The 14,498-nt window shown below is 64.8% G+C and carries 17 protein-coding genes; 12 read left to right on the top strand and 5 right to left on the bottom strand.

Features of this window, described 5'->3' with window-relative positions:
* The first annotated feature begins 180 nt into the window (after window positions 1-180).
* Window positions 181-1,068: a helix-turn-helix transcriptional regulator gene (locus QFZ65_RS09680; RefSeq protein ID WP_306909944.1), complete on the top strand. Its 888-nt coding sequence runs from the start codon at window positions 181-183 to the stop codon at window positions 1,066-1,068.
* Between the two features lie 96 nt (window positions 1,069-1,164).
* On the opposite strand, the gene QFZ65_RS09675 is transcribed toward QFZ65_RS09680, so the two are convergent.
* The gene (locus QFZ65_RS09675) at window positions 1,165-1,515 is read right to left on the bottom strand and encodes a GNAT family N-acetyltransferase (RefSeq protein ID WP_306909942.1); all 351 of its coding nucleotides are present in this window, start codon (window positions 1,513-1,515) and stop codon (window positions 1,165-1,167) included.
* A gap of 22 nt (window positions 1,516-1,537) precedes the next feature.
* Window positions 1,538-2,551, bottom strand: coding sequence for a pirin family protein (locus QFZ65_RS09670; protein ID WP_306909941.1), 1,014 nt, complete (start codon window positions 2,549-2,551; stop codon window positions 1,538-1,540).
* 233 nt (window positions 2,552-2,784) lie between these two features.
* On the opposite strand from QFZ65_RS09670, the gene QFZ65_RS09665 reads away from it, so the two are divergent.
* Genes QFZ65_RS09665 through QFZ65_RS09650 form a run of 4 tightly spaced genes read left to right on the top strand, consistent with a single transcriptional unit; the run spans window position 2,785 to window position 5,615 of the window.
* Window positions 2,785-3,390 (top strand): DUF1326 domain-containing protein, encoded by a 606-nt coding sequence (locus QFZ65_RS09665; RefSeq protein ID WP_306909940.1) that lies wholly within the window; start codon window positions 2,785-2,787, stop codon window positions 3,388-3,390.
* 1 nt (window position 3,391) lies between these two features.
* Window positions 3,392-4,159, top strand: coding sequence for a DUF2182 domain-containing protein (locus tag QFZ65_RS09660; protein WP_306909939.1), 768 nt, complete (start codon window positions 3,392-3,394; stop codon window positions 4,157-4,159).
* 13 nt (window positions 4,160-4,172) lie between these two features.
* Window positions 4,173-5,054 carry an aldo/keto reductase gene (locus tag QFZ65_RS09655; protein ID WP_306909936.1) on the top strand — a complete coding sequence of 294 codons (882 nt, stop codon included), beginning with the start codon at window positions 4,173-4,175 and terminating at the stop codon, window positions 5,052-5,054.
* 24 nt (window positions 5,055-5,078) lie between these two features.
* On the top strand, window positions 5,079-5,615 hold the full coding sequence (locus QFZ65_RS09650; RefSeq protein WP_306909934.1) for a DUF2087 domain-containing protein: 537 nt from the start codon (window positions 5,079-5,081) through the stop codon (window positions 5,613-5,615).
* A 45-nt stretch (window positions 5,616-5,660) separates the two neighbouring features.
* Here the strand turns inward: QFZ65_RS09650 and QFZ65_RS09645 are convergent, their stop codons facing one another.
* Window positions 5,661-6,089, bottom strand: coding sequence for a ChaB family protein (locus QFZ65_RS09645; RefSeq protein WP_306909931.1), 429 nt, complete (start codon window positions 6,087-6,089; stop codon window positions 5,661-5,663).
* Between the two features lie 405 nt (window positions 6,090-6,494).
* Here QFZ65_RS09645 and QFZ65_RS09640 point away from each other — a divergent pair, with 405 nt between their 5' ends.
* The gene (locus tag QFZ65_RS09640; protein WP_306909929.1) at window positions 6,495-6,872 is read left to right on the top strand and encodes a hypothetical protein; all 378 of its coding nucleotides are present in this window, start codon (window positions 6,495-6,497) and stop codon (window positions 6,870-6,872) included.
* Window positions 6,873-6,984: 112 nt separating this feature from the next.
* Here QFZ65_RS09640 and QFZ65_RS09635 read toward each other — a convergent pair whose 3' ends face one another.
* Window positions 6,985-7,809 (bottom strand): DUF1206 domain-containing protein, encoded by an 825-nt coding sequence (locus tag QFZ65_RS09635; protein WP_306909927.1) that lies wholly within the window; start codon window positions 7,807-7,809, stop codon window positions 6,985-6,987.
* 632 nt (window positions 7,810-8,441) lie between these two features.
* Between QFZ65_RS09635 and QFZ65_RS09630 the strand changes: the two genes are divergently transcribed.
* The 6 genes from QFZ65_RS09630 to QFZ65_RS09605 all read left to right on the top strand — a co-directional run bounded on the left by QFZ65_RS09630 (window position 8,442) and on the right by QFZ65_RS09605 (window position 13,248).
* A complete protein-coding gene (locus tag QFZ65_RS09630) occupies window positions 8,442-8,921 on the top strand; it encodes a hypothetical protein (protein WP_306909926.1) in 480 nt (159 codons plus the stop codon).
* Between the two features lie 66 nt (window positions 8,922-8,987).
* The gene (locus QFZ65_RS09625; RefSeq protein WP_306909925.1) at window positions 8,988-9,473 is read left to right on the top strand and encodes a hypothetical protein; all 486 of its coding nucleotides are present in this window, start codon (window positions 8,988-8,990) and stop codon (window positions 9,471-9,473) included.
* Window positions 9,470-10,432, top strand: coding sequence for a hypothetical protein (locus QFZ65_RS09620; RefSeq protein ID WP_306909923.1), 963 nt, complete (start codon window positions 9,470-9,472; stop codon window positions 10,430-10,432). The genes QFZ65_RS09625 and QFZ65_RS09620 overlap by 4 nt, the downstream gene beginning before the upstream one ends.
* 27 nt (window positions 10,433-10,459) lie before the next feature.
* Window positions 10,460-11,317, top strand: coding sequence for an oxygenase MpaB family protein (locus tag QFZ65_RS09615; protein ID WP_306909921.1), 858 nt, complete (start codon window positions 10,460-10,462; stop codon window positions 11,315-11,317).
* A gap of 29 nt (window positions 11,318-11,346) precedes the next feature.
* Window positions 11,347-11,955 carry a dihydrofolate reductase family protein gene (locus QFZ65_RS09610; protein WP_306909920.1) on the top strand — a complete coding sequence of 203 codons (609 nt, stop codon included), beginning with the start codon at window positions 11,347-11,349 and terminating at the stop codon, window positions 11,953-11,955.
* A 69-nt stretch (window positions 11,956-12,024) separates the two neighbouring features.
* A complete protein-coding gene (locus QFZ65_RS09605; RefSeq protein WP_306909919.1) occupies window positions 12,025-13,248 on the top strand; it encodes a glycosyl hydrolase 53 family protein in 1,224 nt (407 codons plus the stop codon).
* Between the two features lie 65 nt (window positions 13,249-13,313).
* On the opposite strand, the gene QFZ65_RS09600 is transcribed toward QFZ65_RS09605, so the two are convergent.
* Window positions 13,314-14,417, bottom strand: a complete 1,104-nt coding sequence (locus tag QFZ65_RS09600; RefSeq protein WP_306909918.1) for a glycosyl hydrolase 53 family protein — start codon at window positions 14,415-14,417, stop codon at window positions 13,314-13,316.
* Between the last annotated feature and the right edge of the window lie 81 nt (window positions 14,418-14,498).

The following is a 14,498-nucleotide window of genomic DNA, read 5'->3' as shown; positions in this document are numbered from 1 at the left end:
GTCGTCAGACAGCTCCTGGCGGCACAGTGTGGCCCGAAGGGGAAGGGCGCGCGGCCTGAAGCGTATATAGCCTACGCCTATCAGGGGCGGTCGAGCGCCCGGCTCAGAAGGGTCAGTCCCCCTTGAGGGGTGTACCCGGAGGGAGCCCTTCGATCCCCCGCACCGATTTACCCTTGAAGCATGAATAACCGGACCGAAGTGCGTGAGTTCCTGATGTCACGACGCGCACGGCTCACGCCGGAAGATGCGGGCCTCACGGCCGGTCCGAACCGCCGGGTGGCCGGGCTGAGGCGCAGCGAAGTTGCGCTCCTCGCCGACGTCAGCGTGGAGTATTACGCCAAACTCGAGCGCGGGTCCATCGCCGGCGCATCGGCGTCCGTGCTCGAATCCCTCGCCCGCGCCCTCCATCTTGACGACACCGAGCGTGCGCACTTGTTCGACCTCGCCAGGGCGGCTGACGGCATCGCGACCTCAGGGAGGCCGCGCAGGCGTGCCACCGCCCAGGCCGGCGGGCGCCCCAGCCTGCAGTGGGCGCTGGAAGCCATCACCGAGGGCGTGGCTTTCGTCCGCGACCCGTACCAGAACCTGCTCGCGACGAACGCGTTGGGGCGCGCGTTCTACTCCCCCGTCATCGGCGACGGCGGCCGGACCCCGAATCTCGCGAGGTTCCAGTTCCTGGATCCGGCTTCCCGCGACTTTTACCCCGACTGGGAGCTGTTCGCCGAGATGTGCGTCGGCATCATGCGGTCCGAGGCCGGCCGCAATCCCCACGACCGCACCATGCAGGATCTGGTCGGAGAGCTGTCGACGCGCAGCGAGACATTCCGCGCTTTGTGGGGCGCACACAACGTGCGCACCCATGGCTCCGGCACCAAACGCTTCCGTCACCCCGTGGCCGGCGAGCTCACGTTGGCGTATGAAGAACTGGCGATCACCGCCGAACCCGGCCTGGTCCTCCTGGTTTACACCGCGGAGCCGGGCTCGGCTTCTGCGGAACGGCTCCGGCTTCTCGCGAGCTGGGGCGCCAGCGAGGACACGGCCACGGAACGGCACCGTACTGCCACCTGACTCGGCGGAGGGTGCCTGTGCCCCCGCCGATCCTGGCGGTCGTGCAGGACGGGGGTGTTGTGCAGGACAGGGGTGTTGTTGGGGAGAGGGGTGGTGTTACTGCCGGCCGGCGTTTTCGACGGCGGCTATGTGCTCAGGGTGCACGGCGGTCATGCGCGGCTGGTAGTCCGGGTGCTTCCGGAGCCAGACCTTTACGTAAGGGCAGACGGGGACGACGGCGATACCGGCTCCGAGAGTATCGTCCAGGGCATCCTGCACCAGACGGGCGGCCAGGCCCTGGCCGGCGTAGTCGTCGCTGACGGTCGTGTGGTAGAAAATGCGCTCGGGCCCTTTGCCGCCGTCGTGGGGAAGGTAGTGGGCTTTGCCGATGACAGCGCCGCCGTCGAGGAGTTCGTAGCGGCGTCGCTGTGGCGCATTCCGGACGGTGATGGTTGCCTGGTTTTCCAAAAACATCTCCTGCGGTTGTTGGTCAGCCGCGGGGGCGCAGCTGGGCGTTGGGCAACGCCGGGGCGGGCAGCGGGGCCGGATAGCCTTCCGGGTAGGGTCCGAAGCGGGGGTAGGGGGCGCCGTCCGGGTACGCGTCTCCCGCGGGAGGCCCGGCCGGTTCGGCGCCGATTTCGGCCTGCCACGCGGCACGGTACGAGACGATCTCTTCATGGGTGCGGCCGACGAAGTTCCACCACATCACGATCTGTTCGCCCAGCGGCTCCCCGCCCAGGATCAGCACGCGGGCCGGGGTCCGCCCGGCCTCGAGGACCATTCTGGCCCGGCCAGGGCGCAGGTAGTGCAGGTGGTCCACGGCCAGTGGCGTGCCGTCCAGGGACAGGTCGCCGGTGTCGAGCAGGATTCCGTGTTCGAAGGACGGGTCCAGGTCCAGTTCAAGCCGTGCACCCGCCCTGAGCACCGCCTCGGCGCCTAGCAGCGGCGGAGTGTAGGTGGGCACGGGCGAGGAGGACCCTGCCAGGGAGCCGAGGAAGACCCGCAGTTCCGTGCCCTCACCGCGGACGGGTTCCGGAGCGTAATGCTCGAAGGTCGGCGCCATGTTCCTGCTGGCCTCGGGCAGCGCATACCAGAGCTGCGCGCCGTGCAGGATGCCGGTGTCCGGCGTGGAGAACTCCTGGTGGGAGATCCCCCGTCCGGCAATCATGAGATTGACCTCTCCGGGGCGGACGATAGCCTCGTAGCCGGCTGAGTCGCGGTGGGCGATCTTGCCGGTGAACAGCCAGCTGACTGTCGCCAGGCCAGTGTGGGGGTGGCGCGGGACCCGCATGCCCCCTGAGTCCGGAACGAGGTCCGGGCCGTAGTGGTCCAGGAAGCACCAGGCACCGATCAGGCTTCGCTGCTTTTGCGGCAGCGTGCGCCGGACGGGCATGGCGCGCGGGCCGCCGAGGGGAACTTCCCGCGGGGTCAGGAACTCTATCGCGGCGCCGCTGGCGTTTTCGGTACAGATGATCTCTTCGGGCACCGTCTCGAGGTTGCTCATGGCGTGGGCCCGGCAGGCGCCTGGGACGCGGCCAGCCCCTCCAGGGCATGCAAGCTGCGGCGCTCGGATTTGTCCAGGATTAACGGGCCGACCATGACACTCCTTAGAAACCGCACTCCGCATTATGTTGGGGCGCTGCCTTATGTATCTCACCGTACCCCTGCGCTCTGGACAGTGGCGGGAGGCCGGAGGAAACTTCACCTTGTGGGGGGCCTCTCTGGAAGGAGCCCTAGATGGCCTGGCATATTGAAGGCACATATTTCGAAAACTGCAATTGCGACATGATCTGCCCTTGCACGGCTTCCGGCCTCACGGCACCAGCAGACAACGACCGTTGCAACGTGGCTTTGGCGTTCCATGTTGCTACCGGCGACGTCAACGGCGTCGACGTCGGCGGCCTCACCGTTTGCGTCATCGCCGACACACCGGCCGTGATGAGCGAGGGCGGCTGGAAGGTGGCCATCCTGATGGATTCGGCTGCCTCCGCCGGGCAGTCCGAGGCGCTCGGCGCGGTGTTCGGCGGCCAGCTCGGCGGCCCGATGCAGGGGCTGGGCGCGCTGATTGGCGAAGTGGTGGGCATGGAATCCCTGGACGTGGCGTATGCCGACGACGGGCGGCGGCATACGGTCCGGATCGGTACTGCCGTGGACATGAGCGTGGAGGACTTCGTTTCGCCCCAGGACCCCACCGGACGGGGCGTGCGGGTCAGCGGGGTCGGTTTCCCGGCTGATACTTTGGCGGCCGGCCGGTCCACCGGTTCGCGCATCGATGCGTTTGGAATGACCTGGGACAACACAGGTAAGAACTCGTTCTCGGCCCCGTTCGCCTGGTCGGCATAAAGTGCCGGCGCGCACGTCCGTCGCGGCGAGCAACCGCGCCGCACTGCTCGCCTTGATAGGTTGCGCCCTGCTTGCCTGGTATTTCACTCTCGCGAGCGTGGTCGGCATGCCGGCCGGCCAGGGGTCGATGGAAGCCGGCCTGGCGGGGTTCCTCGCGGCATGGACCCTGATGATGGCAGCCATGATGCTGCCCGCGCTGGCCCCTCTCACATCGATGTACCTGAGGTCCATCAGAGCGGTTCCCAGCAGCGCAGTGAGGGCGGCGCGCACCATCGCTTTACTCAGCGGCTACCTTGCGACGTGGATCGGCTTCGGCGTCTTTGCCTATGTCGCTTCAGTTTTCTGCGCAATGCTGGCCGCGGACGCACCGGATCTCGCTCCTTGGGTGGGTGCGGGACTTATCCTCGTTGCCGGGGTCTACCAGCTCACGCCGCTCAAGGATTTTTGCCTCAGGCACTGCCGCTCACCGATGGCGTTCCTGCTGCATGTGTCCGCATATAAGGGGCGGTTTCGTGATGTGCGGGTGGGCCTCTACCACGGGCTGTACTGTATCGGTTGCTGCTGGGGGCTGATGGTGGTGCTCGTGGCCGTCGGAGTGATGAACCTGGCGTGGATGGCGGTACTCGCGGCGACCATCCTGCTGGAGAAGACCTGGAAACACGGCCGTAGTTTCAGCCGGCTTGGCGGCGCGGCGTTGATCGTTTTCGCATTCTTCGTCCCCGCGAATCCATGGCTTCTGCCCGGGCTTTATATGGCCCCTGCTATGTGAGGCCGGTGTGAAGATGGAACTCACACTCAACAACGGCGTCATGATGCCCGCCCTCGGCCTGGGCGTCTTCCAGAGCCCGCCCGAGCAGACGACGGCGGCCGTGCAGGCAGCGCTGTCGGCGGGCTACCGGCACATCGATACAGCCGCTGCCTACGGCAACGAGCGGGAGGTGGGCGAAGGTATCCGCAGGTCCGGCGTCGACCGTACGGACGTGTTTATCGAAACGAAGGTCTGGGTGAGCGACTACGGCTACGACCAGACGCTCCACGCCTGGGACAAGTCGGCAGGCAAGCTCGGGGTCGACTACCTCGACCTGCTCATCCTGCACCAGCCCGCACCGGACCGCTTTGAGAAAACCATCGCCGCGTACAAGGCGCTGGAGACCCTGCTCGCTGACGGGCGCGTGCGGGCCATCGGCGTCAGCAACTTCATGCCGCACCACCTCGAGCAGCTGCTCGCCGCGACCACCGTCGTACCGGCCGTCAACCAGATCGAACTGCACCCCTACTTCGCCCAGCCTGCCGTCCAGGCAGCCGACGCCGAGAACGGCATCCTCACCCAGGCGTGGTCACCGATCGGGGGCATCACCTTCTACCCCGGCTGGGGGGAGGACCGCCGCAACGTCATGGAAGACCGCACCATCGCCGGCATCGGGCTCGCCCACGGCAAGAGCCCGGCCCAGGTCATGCTGCGCTGGCATCTGCAGCAGGGCCGCTCAGCCATCCCGAAGTCAACAAACCCTGGCCGCATCGCCGAGAACTTCGACGTCTTTGACTTCGAGCTCCGTGCCGACGACCTCGCGGCCATCGACGCGCTCGACACCGGAGTGCGCAGTGGACCGGACCCGGACGAGGCGCGGCTGGAGCGCTTCTCGATGCCCATCCCCGAGGCCTGAAGATGGGCCAGTAGCAGGGTGAGGATGAGTGCTGTGACCGAAGGGGCGAGGCTGAGCGGGCCGCACTGGCGGCGGTTGGTGGCTGCCCTTGCCAACAAGGACGCGCGGACCGCCTACGCGCAAATCGTGCTGGGCGCCAAGCTCCCCGACGTTCTGGCTGACCTGAGTGACCGGCGGCGGAACCGGGCCCTTGCCGCCCTGCTGGAGTCAGGGCTCGTCGAGCCGACTTCCGCTGCCGACGAACTCCAGGCGTCCGAAGCCATCTTCCGCAACCTTCTGGCACAGCAACCCCGCAGGCAGGCCCAAACCGGACTGGCCCGCTTCATGCGCCTGGGCAAAATCGAGAGGTACCCGGCCAACATGGCGGATCGGCGGGAGCTCCTGGCCTGGATTGCCGGTGAGGCCGTCGAGCCGGGCGAACACCTGACGGAAAAGCAGGTCAATGAACGGCTCCTCAGCTACACCGATGATGTCGTGTTGCTGCGCCGCTACCTGATCGACCTCGGATTGCTGGAACGGACCCCCTCCGGATCCTCCTACTCCCGGCCGAACGAGACCTAGGCCCTCAGGTCATGGCGCTTTTCCACCGCGACCGTTCGGCGGGGGTCAGGATTCTTCGCGCGCCCTACGGGTGGCTGCCTCGTTGGCCTTCATCAGCGCTTTGACCAGTTCGTCCTTGTCCATCTTTGAACGCCCGTCGATGTTCAGCTCCTGGGCGCGCTTGTAAAGGTGCTCCTTGGAGGCGTTCGCGTCCACACCTTCGGCAGTGGACGCTGAGGAACTGAGCCCCTCCCGGGCCCGCTGGTCGGACGGCCCCCGGTTTTCCTTCGGCTCCCAGTGGTCGCCAACCTTCTCGTAGCTGTGCTTCAGGGATGCGTAGGCGGCACGGGCAGCACGGCCTTCGTCGTTGTCGTAGGACTCAAGGGCGGAGTCGTAAGTCTTGGCGAAAGTGTCCTGGGCTTTTTGCTCAGAGCGCTGCAGGGTTGAGGGAAGCTCTTCCTTACGGGCGTGGTCGTTTTTGCCGGTCTTGGGCATGGCACCCACATTCCTTTCATCAGCGTGCTCGTTCCGGACGGACGGCACCAGCTTAGGCGCCAATGCGTGGCTTTTGCCCCCACGAACCAGAAATAGAGGCCGACTACTCTACACCTCCGGAGACGCAAGGGTTAGGGCCCTGGGTCCCTGTACGGGGAGCGGTTCCGGCGTTGGAATGGAATTGTTCGCTCAGGCAATCAATGTCGCAAAGCCCGGCATCGTCCTGACGGAGTAACGCTCGAGAATCTGATTCATGGTCGCCGTCGGCAATGGTCTCCACAGCGGTGCACCTTCGTTGGCATCACAATTACCACCACATGCCGCCTTGCTCCCTGGCTGTCGTTGGCTGGGCACCACGTTGCGGGGCAACGCGTGCATGTAGGGATTTTTCAAGGACTGTACCTAATGAACAAAATCATGCGCATTCTCACCACCACGACGGCAACGATGGCCCTGGGTCTGGGCGCCGGGGCTCTCCCCGCTAGCGCGGCGGCCCCAGTTGCGACAGGCTGGGACACCGGTTCGTCCCACAACGCACAGCACCAACAAAGGGACTACAACCCGCACGACGCTCAGCACGGCTGGTGGGACGGCGAGAGCCGCTGGCACGACTGGAACGATGGGTCCGGCTGGCGCGACGACGACGGTCACTGGCGCTCCGACCATGACCACGATGGGTCATGGACTGGCCGTGACGGCTGCCGCCACGACAAGGACGGCTGGTCGGACCATCAAGGACACCGGCACCAGAACGACAACAGAGATCACGGGCGCAACTGGTAACCCGGGGCCCGGGGGCCCTGCCCCGGAATGCCCCGCAGCAACAGCCGGAGGACGGAGCTTCGCCCGGCCTCCGGCTGTTGGTTAATAAGCAGTTGCACCTTGGGACGCGTGCTCAGAACCGGCCGTACCGCGCGCGGGCCATCGAGTATGCGCCGTAGCAGACCAGCCCCGCGGCTATTGCGGCGAGCAGGAACACACCATAAGGCTGGGATCCGAGGGTCTTGAGCCCGCCGTCCAGGCCGGAGGATTTCGAGGGATCCGCGGTGGCGGCCGCAACGATGACGAGAAGACCGACGACGGCGAGGACGACGCCTTTGGCGGCATAGCCGATGGTCCCGATCCACTCGACCGCCGTGCGGGCGTTGCCCGGGTCCTGCAGATCCTTCATGAACTTCCGCGTGACGCCACGGTAGACGTAGAAGGCGCCGGCTCCAACGACCGCGAGGCCGAGCCCGACCAGCAGCACAACGCCTGCAGGCGCTCCCATTAACCTGGCGGTGAAGTCGCTGGCCGACTGGCTGGAGTTCTTGCTGCCGCCGGATGCGAAGACTACGAAGGTGAAAGCCAGGAAGCCGAACACCACGGCCTTTCCTACGGCGGCCGCTGCTTTTTGCAGCTTCTTCTTCGACTCGGTTTGAGACCGCGCTTCGAAGGCGGCCTCGCTGAGCATCCAAAGCGCCAGCGCGGCGCACGCCGCGAAGCCGGCCCAGAGCAGGACCGTACCGCCCGGCTTCGAGGCGAGCGATCCGATCGCGCCGGACTGATCGGCCTGACCGCCCTGCCCCCTGTCAATTTGCAGGGCAATCAAGCCGATCAGGATGTGAACCAGGCCTATGAAGACGAATCCGGCCCGCGCCAGGATTCGCAGGGCAGGGCTCCGGCTCGCCGTCGCGGCTTCGGACACCGCCCGATTAGCTTTCTGCGAGGCTTCGCCCATGACCAGACCTTCCCGATACGAACGTGATCCTGCGTTGCCCGCTCAGCATCCCAGCCCACCAGCCTCGCGGATGCTTCAGTCTAAATCCGCCGGCGGCGTCCGGACAGAGCCCCGGAATTACCGACGGGGAGAAACACCTGTCTGGCGCAGGACCTGGAACATCCAGGGCAGCAAAAAGCCCCGCAGACGTGGGGGGCGCCGACGGGGCTTGTGCTTGCGCACCCCGTTACACTCTCATCCTGACAACTGATTGGGCAAATTGGAGGGTGCCCCGGCCAACCCCTGCGGTGGGAACTTGGGAATACTCGGGCTATTCCATCAGACCACGAGCCGAATAAAAAGGGATCCGTATTCCGGCCGGCCCCCAAATTATCCGGCCGGAATACGGAGGCTTCGTCTGGCAATTCATGCCAGCGCGGGCCCTTACAGAAAGCGGTGCCGGAGACCGTGCCACAACTCCCACAGCGGACTCCCAGAGAGGCGCGCGAGTGCGCGTGGCGGCTCCGGCTTCCGGTTCCATATAAATTAGACGTGTCTAATTCTGGAGTGACTGTAGCAGTCTTTTTGGACATGTCCAATCTGGTAGATTCTTCTGCGTTACCTTTACCATTACCGCACCGAAAGGAGCCGACGTGACAATTCCTTCTGCAGAGAATCCACGCCCCGGTGCGGCTATGGCCCGCAAACTTAATCTGCTGCTTGACGCTGCGGAGGCTGAGGGCCGAAAAGTGTCTTTTAACGACGTGCGCGACGCGATGGCCAGAGCCGGCACGCCGATCTCCCGGGCCCGCTGGCACTACATGCGCACCGGAACTGGCTCGCCGGTCAAAAAACCCGAGTTCCTACATAATTTGGCGGAATTTTTTGGCGTTCACCGTGATTACCTGCTGGAAGACGACGAGGATCTTCCGCCGAGAGTGGAAGCCCAACTTGAACTGCTGGCGACCATGAGGGCCAAGAAAGTCCGGAACTTTGCCGCACGGCAACTCGATGGCCTCTCACCCGAAACGCTCCTCCAGATCAGGGATCTCATCGACGAACAGCTCAACGAAACTGACACAAACAAGGCCCCGACAAATAGTGCTCCGCAGGAAATCCCTGAACGGGACTGATACGCTCCTGCATTGGAGAAGGGGGACTTCAAGATTTCAATGGACCACCCCAAGGATTGATTAACGATGGACTACAGCGCCTCCCGGAAACGGGCGCAGGCTGCGGAAGACAGCCTGGACCTCTCGGAGCCCGTTTCGCTTTCTTCCATCCAGGCGCATTTGGAAGCGATGAACGGGCGCCGGATCATCATTAAACCTATCCAGGGCACGCCTACCGATAAGGTCTGCGGTTTGTGGTTCGGCCTGGACGAAACGGATCTCATTCTGCACGCCAAGGCAGCCTCGGAGGTACACCGCCAGCAGATCATCCTGCACGAATTCGCGCACATGATCCTCCGCCATGAACAGGAGGACCTGCCGCACGACTACGCCAAGACATTCTTTCCGGACCTCGCACCGGAGCGGGTCGTCTCCGCTCTCAAGCGCACCGACTTCTTCGACGAGCTCGAGGTGACTGCCGAACTCCTTGCGGACCGCCTCGCCTCCCGTATCCGGCGCTCCAAGCAGCGGCCCGACATGCAGCCGGGCAACTTTGGGGCGGTCTTCGGATGATGCAGTTGTTCATGGCCGCGGCACTGTTCCTGCTCGCCGGCGCGCGGGTTCCCGCCCTGCTGCGCAACCGGGCGGACATGGTGTTCCTCGCAGCCGCGTTTGAGGCCCTGGGAGCGCTGCTGATGAACCCGGACATCTACGTCATGGTCGACATGGTCTTGGGCGGGATGAACCTGACGAAGCTCATCCTCAACTCCCTGATGATCCTGGGGCTCTGGTATTTGCACCGGGCTGTCATGGAGGCCATCGCCCCGGGAGCCGACAAGCGCCCGGCCCTGGTGCGTTCCCTGCCTCTGACCATCACTCTGGGTGTCCAATCGGTGTTCTTCCTGCTGACTGGTCCCACGGACACCACGACGACGTGGGCCATCTACCAGGGCCGCCTTCCCGCGCTCTTGTTCTCCCTGATGCTCACAGGCTTCATCTGTTGGGTGTGCGCCCGCATCGCCGTCGCGTGCGTGCGCTACGTTCCCCGTATGCGCCGTTCGTTCCGTGTCGGTTTTTCCATGGTCGGGCTGGGCAGCGTCATCGCCTTCATCGCAATGGCGAAGATGACCATCGCCATGCTTACGGTCGGACTGCCTGCTCTGTCCGTCATCAATCCGCCGGAATTTCCGTACAGTCTGCTGGAAATGGCTGCCATCGTGCTGGTCGGCCTGGGACTCACTATCCCAGTAATTGCCGGACGGACCGCCCGCAGAAAGCAGCTCCGCTGGAATATCGAGACCCTCGCGCAGGTCGAGCCCATCTGGGCCAAAGCACTGCGCGGCGCTTCCCTCGACCGGACCCTCAAAGCCGACCCTCAAGCGCCCGAGCAGGATAGGCTGCACCGGATGATAGTAGAAATTTGGGACGCGGAACTCGCTGCGGGCCCTTCCGCAACCTTCCTCACACCCGAGGAGCGTCGCTACCTGCTCTCCGTCGAAGCAAAGCTCCACCTCTCCCCCGCCACGGCATAACCGCCGGCAGCCACAGAAAGCCCCACCATGCAGCTCCTGACGCACCAGACCCGCCGCGCACGCCCGAGGGGCACAGACGCGTACGGGATCTACCGGAACATGGTCCTCTACGACTTCCAGTCTGAAATACATTCCGGCTTTTTTCTCTCGTACTACCGCAACTTCGCCATCCCGTCCACGGCCAAGGTCCTGGCCGCGACCGGTGAGATGACGTCACGGCCCATGAAGCGGTCCTACGACACTACGATCGTCATTCACGAAATTATTGCCAACGGCTTTGAGCATGAACGCAGCAGGGACATGATCGATCTGCTCCGCCGTGTGCACAAGGGGGTGCCCGGCACGGCCGAGGACTTTGTCTATGTCCTCATGACCCTCTTGGTCCTGCCGCTGCGCTGGATCGAGCGATACGGCTGGCGCCGCCTCACGGAACTCGAAAAGCAGGCCGCTACGGACTTTTACGCCGAGCTGGGCCGGCGGATGGGGCTGGAGGGCATCCCGGCCACCTTCGCAGATGCAGGGCGGTTCCTGGACGAATATGAGGATCGGAACATGGGCCCGAGCCGCGAGGGTGCGATGCTGCTGGACGCCACTGTCGGTGCTTTCGCAAGCCGCGTCCCGGCCCGTCTTCGCCGCTTCACGCCGACCATCATGGCGCTGATGATGGACAAGCCACAGGTCGCCGTTGCCCTCGGCCTGAAGCCTGCCCCTTGGGTATTGCGGGTACCGTTTGCCGCGGTGCTGCGCTTCCGTGCCCTAAACGCCAGGCGGCTCCCGCTGCCGACAGTTCCCGCGTTTGTACCGGGCAAAATGAGCGTCGTGGCATACCCGGACGGATACACACTGGACCAGATTGGCCCCACCGGGAAGTCTGCCAACGTCTGAAATACCGCGGGCTTCACTACAATCGATCTATGAGCAGGGTCACGTGCGGCCTTTCCATCACGGCCGACGGTTACTCCGCGGGGCACAACCAGACCGAGAAGCGCCCGTTCGGTGACGACGGCGGTGACGGCTGGGGCAACAGGCTGCACGCCTGGATGTTCCAGAGCCCCGAGGAGAACCGGTCGGAGGTCTACCAGATGACGGAGGCGCGGGCCTACGTGATGGGGCGGAACATGTTCGGTCCACTGCGGGGCGCGTGGGACCGGGAGTGGACCGGCTGGTGGGGCGTGGATCCGCCGTTCCATGTTCCGGTTTTCGTACTCACCCACCACCCCCGCGGCCCGCTGCCAATGGTCGGCGGCACGACCTTTTACTTCGTCACTGATGGCATCGAGTCGGCACTTGGCCAGGCCCGCGAGGCGGCCGGGGACGGCGACGTCTCAATTCAAGGGGGCGCGGGCACCATCAACGAATATCTCGCCGCCGGCCTGATCGACGAACTGCGGCTGCACATCGTGCCCTTTACGCTCGGCGCCGGCACCCGGCTATTCGACGGCGTCCCCCCGCTGGATCTCGAGCAAGTCGCTTCGCGGGCAACAGCCTCGGTCACGCATGTGACCTACCGCGTGCTGCCCTAAAGCGAAGGGCGGCGTTCTCGGAGCTGGTCATAGCCCCCCGTGTGGGGCGTAGGCTATGAGCACAGCATTGTGTCGGATCAGGAAACTCGGAGTCCTGCAGTGAATCGCTTAGGTCGGAAGCTGACGGCTCGAGTTGGACGGCGGCACGTCATCTCGTTAATCGGCGGAGGTTTGCTCGCGGGAGCGGCGGGGGTCATCCCGGCGCCGCCGGCGGGTGCAAAGGCCACTGTCCCGACGTCGGAAGCGAAGGCGGCAACCGGCCTCCGGATCCGGGGCGCCGACGTCTCGTTCACCTTACAGGAGGAAGCCATTGGAACGGCCCTTCGGGACGCAGGGGCGGTCTTTCCGATCGAGCAGGTGCTCGCGCGGCACGGCGCGAACACCGTCCGGTTGCGGCTATGGGTCAATCCCATCCCGAGGACCAGCAGCCTCAACGAGGTGCTGGAGATGGCGCGCCGGGCCCACAGCGTAGGACTGAAAATAATCCTGGACCTCCATTACTCGGACACCTGGGCGGACGGACAATCGCAGCAGACTCCGGCGGCATGGCAAGGCCTCAATCCAGATGGGTTGGGCGCCGCCGTGGAAAACTACACGCGCAGCGTGGTGGCAGCCCTGGCCCTGCAGGGAACCCCTGCGGAGATCGTCCAAATCGGCAACGAAATTAGCCAGGGAATGCTCTGGCCCGTCGGCCGCATCCACCAGCCAGGCGGGGAACAGTGGGCGCCGTTCACGGCGTTGCTTAGGGCCGGGGCCAAGGGAGCACGGGAGGGCAATCCAGCGCGGCCGCCGCTAGTGATGCTGCATGTCGAGACCGGCGGCGACGCAGAGGCCAGCAAGTATTTCTTTGACAACCTCGTTGCCCGGGGCGTTCCTTTTGACCTGATCGGCTTGAGCTACTACCCGTTCTGGAACGGCCCGCTCTCTAAGTTGGAAACATGTCTGCACGAGCTGTCGACCCGCTACCGCAAGGACGTCATCGTCGCCGAGACTGCCTATCCATGGACCCTCGCAAATGGCGATGAAGAACTGAACGTTGTCGGCAAGTCGGCCGATCTTCCCGAAGCCGCCCTCTACCCCCCCACCCCGGAGGGTCAAGCCAAGTATTTCGAGAGACTACGGGACATGCTGGCACAGGTACCAGGTGACCGGTGCGCCGGGTTCGTGGTGTGGGAGCCCGGCTGGCTGCCGGGGGTTCCCGCCACGCCGGACCTGGGTAACACCCACGACAACCTGACGCTGTTCGACTGGGCCGGTCACGGGTTGCCCGCGCTAGCCGCATTCCGGCCATAGCCATAGCGGCCCCTTAGCCTTGACGACCAGGGCGGCGGGCCGTTGGGGCAGGAGACCGCGGGTCATCAGCCATCTGTGCCGGTCGGTTTAAAGGCGTCGAGGGCGGGCAGGCCTTGACCCTGCCAATCGAACAACGTGAGGTTGTTGTGGGTATTGCCCTTTGCGGCATCCGCCCCTACCCCGGGCAGCCAGCCCGGCTCCCAGATGAAGTAGCCAGCCCCCCGGCCATCCGGAACCTCGCGGAGCACGCGGTTGAGTGCTGCGAAGAACTTTGCTTGCCCGTGCGGAGTCGGCGGGTATTGTGCTGCATCCGGCAGCGCTTGCATCGTTGAGACGACACTAGGGGCTCCCCCGCTGCTCGACAGTGTCCAGGGGTAGGCCGTTTCGGCGATGATGATGTCTTTTCCGAAGCGGTAAGCCAGGTCACGGAGGTTCCGTTCGAGGTCCGCGAGGGATCCGTTCCAGAATGGATAGTAGGTGAGGCCGATCAGATCGAAGCCGACGCCGTGCCGCTGGAGCTGGTCGTAGAAGTGGATGGAGGCATCCCGGTCACCGCCGGTGTCACTGTGAACCATAATCAGCGGGTGCCGGCCCGGGTTTCCGGCCCGGGCTCCGTTGGCACCGGCATTGATGAGGCCGGCGAGCCCCACCCAATTCTCGTCGTCGGGCAAAGTTACCTGACCGTAGGGCCAGAGCATTCCCCGGGTGACCTCATTTCCGATTTGAACGATGTCAGCAGGGGTACCTTGTTTGGCAAAGGCGGCGACCGACTCACGGGTGTAGCTTTCCACTGTGGAGAGCAGCTCCCCGTAGCTCATTCCCTGCCAGGCGGCCGGAGGCTGCTGGGAAGTGCGGTCGGCCCAGGTATCCGAATAATGGAAATCCACAAGGAGCCTAAGCCCGGCAGCCTGCGCCCGCCGGGCGAGGGTGAGCGCGGAGTTCAGGTCGCTGGTGCCACGCAGCGGGTTCACCCAAAGCCGGAGGCGGACAAAGTTCGCCCCGTTGTCCTTCAGGATCTGCTCCACCGGCGCTTCCCGCCCGTTATCGCTGACGGGTTGGTTGATCGCCTCTTCCTGCAGCGTGAAGGAGATATCGGCGCCGCGGATCCTCAGCGTCCGTGAAGCCGTCGAGGGACTTGTGGTGGCAACGGCAAGGGCGAAAACGAGCACCGCGGACACTGTCAGCAGCCATCGCCCCCGCCGCGGGGCTCCGAAGCGGGGCCGCGGTCCAGCCGGATCCCGGTGGCGCGC

Source organism: Arthrobacter sp. B3I9, assembly GCF_030816935.1.
Lineage (GTDB): Bacteria > Actinomycetota > Actinomycetes > Actinomycetales > Micrococcaceae > Arthrobacter.
The sequence above is the reverse complement of the archived record's forward strand: the minus strand, read 5'-3'. Positions and strand labels throughout refer to the sequence as shown.

Bases quoted from the DNA above. Each gene is read 5' to 3' on its own strand.
- QFZ65_RS09615 (WP_306909921.1), top strand. From the start codon at position 10,460: ATGCAGCTCCTGACGCACCAGACCCGCCGCGCACGCCCGAGGGGCACA.
- QFZ65_RS09640 (WP_306909929.1), top strand. From the start codon at position 6,495: ATGAACAAAATCATGCGCATTCTCACCACCACGACGGCAACGATGGCC.
- QFZ65_RS09635 (WP_306909927.1), bottom strand. From the start codon at position 7,809: ATGGGCGAAGCCTCGCAGAAAGCTAATCGGGCGGTGTCCGAAGCCGCG.
- QFZ65_RS09650 (WP_306909934.1), top strand. From the start codon at position 5,079: ATGAGTGCTGTGACCGAAGGGGCGAGGCTGAGCGGGCCGCACTGGCGG.
- QFZ65_RS09665 (WP_306909940.1), top strand. From the start codon at position 2,785: ATGGCCTGGCATATTGAAGGCACATATTTCGAAAACTGCAATTGCGAC.
- QFZ65_RS09655 (WP_306909936.1), top strand. From the start codon at position 4,173: ATGGAACTCACACTCAACAACGGCGTCATGATGCCCGCCCTCGGCCTG.
- QFZ65_RS09625 (WP_306909925.1), top strand. From the start codon at position 8,988: ATGGACTACAGCGCCTCCCGGAAACGGGCGCAGGCTGCGGAAGACAGC.
- QFZ65_RS09645 (WP_306909931.1), bottom strand. From the start codon at position 6,089: ATGCCCAAGACCGGCAAAAACGACCACGCCCGTAAGGAAGAGCTTCCC.
- QFZ65_RS09680 (WP_306909944.1), top strand. From the start codon at position 181: ATGAATAACCGGACCGAAGTGCGTGAGTTCCTGATGTCACGACGCGCA.
- QFZ65_RS09610 (WP_306909920.1), top strand. From the start codon at position 11,347: ATGAGCAGGGTCACGTGCGGCCTTTCCATCACGGCCGACGGTTACTCC.
- QFZ65_RS09620 (WP_306909923.1), top strand. From the start codon at position 9,470: ATGATGCAGTTGTTCATGGCCGCGGCACTGTTCCTGCTCGCCGGCGCG.
- QFZ65_RS09670 (WP_306909941.1), bottom strand. From the start codon at position 2,551: ATGAGCAACCTCGAGACGGTGCCCGAAGAGATCATCTGTACCGAAAAC.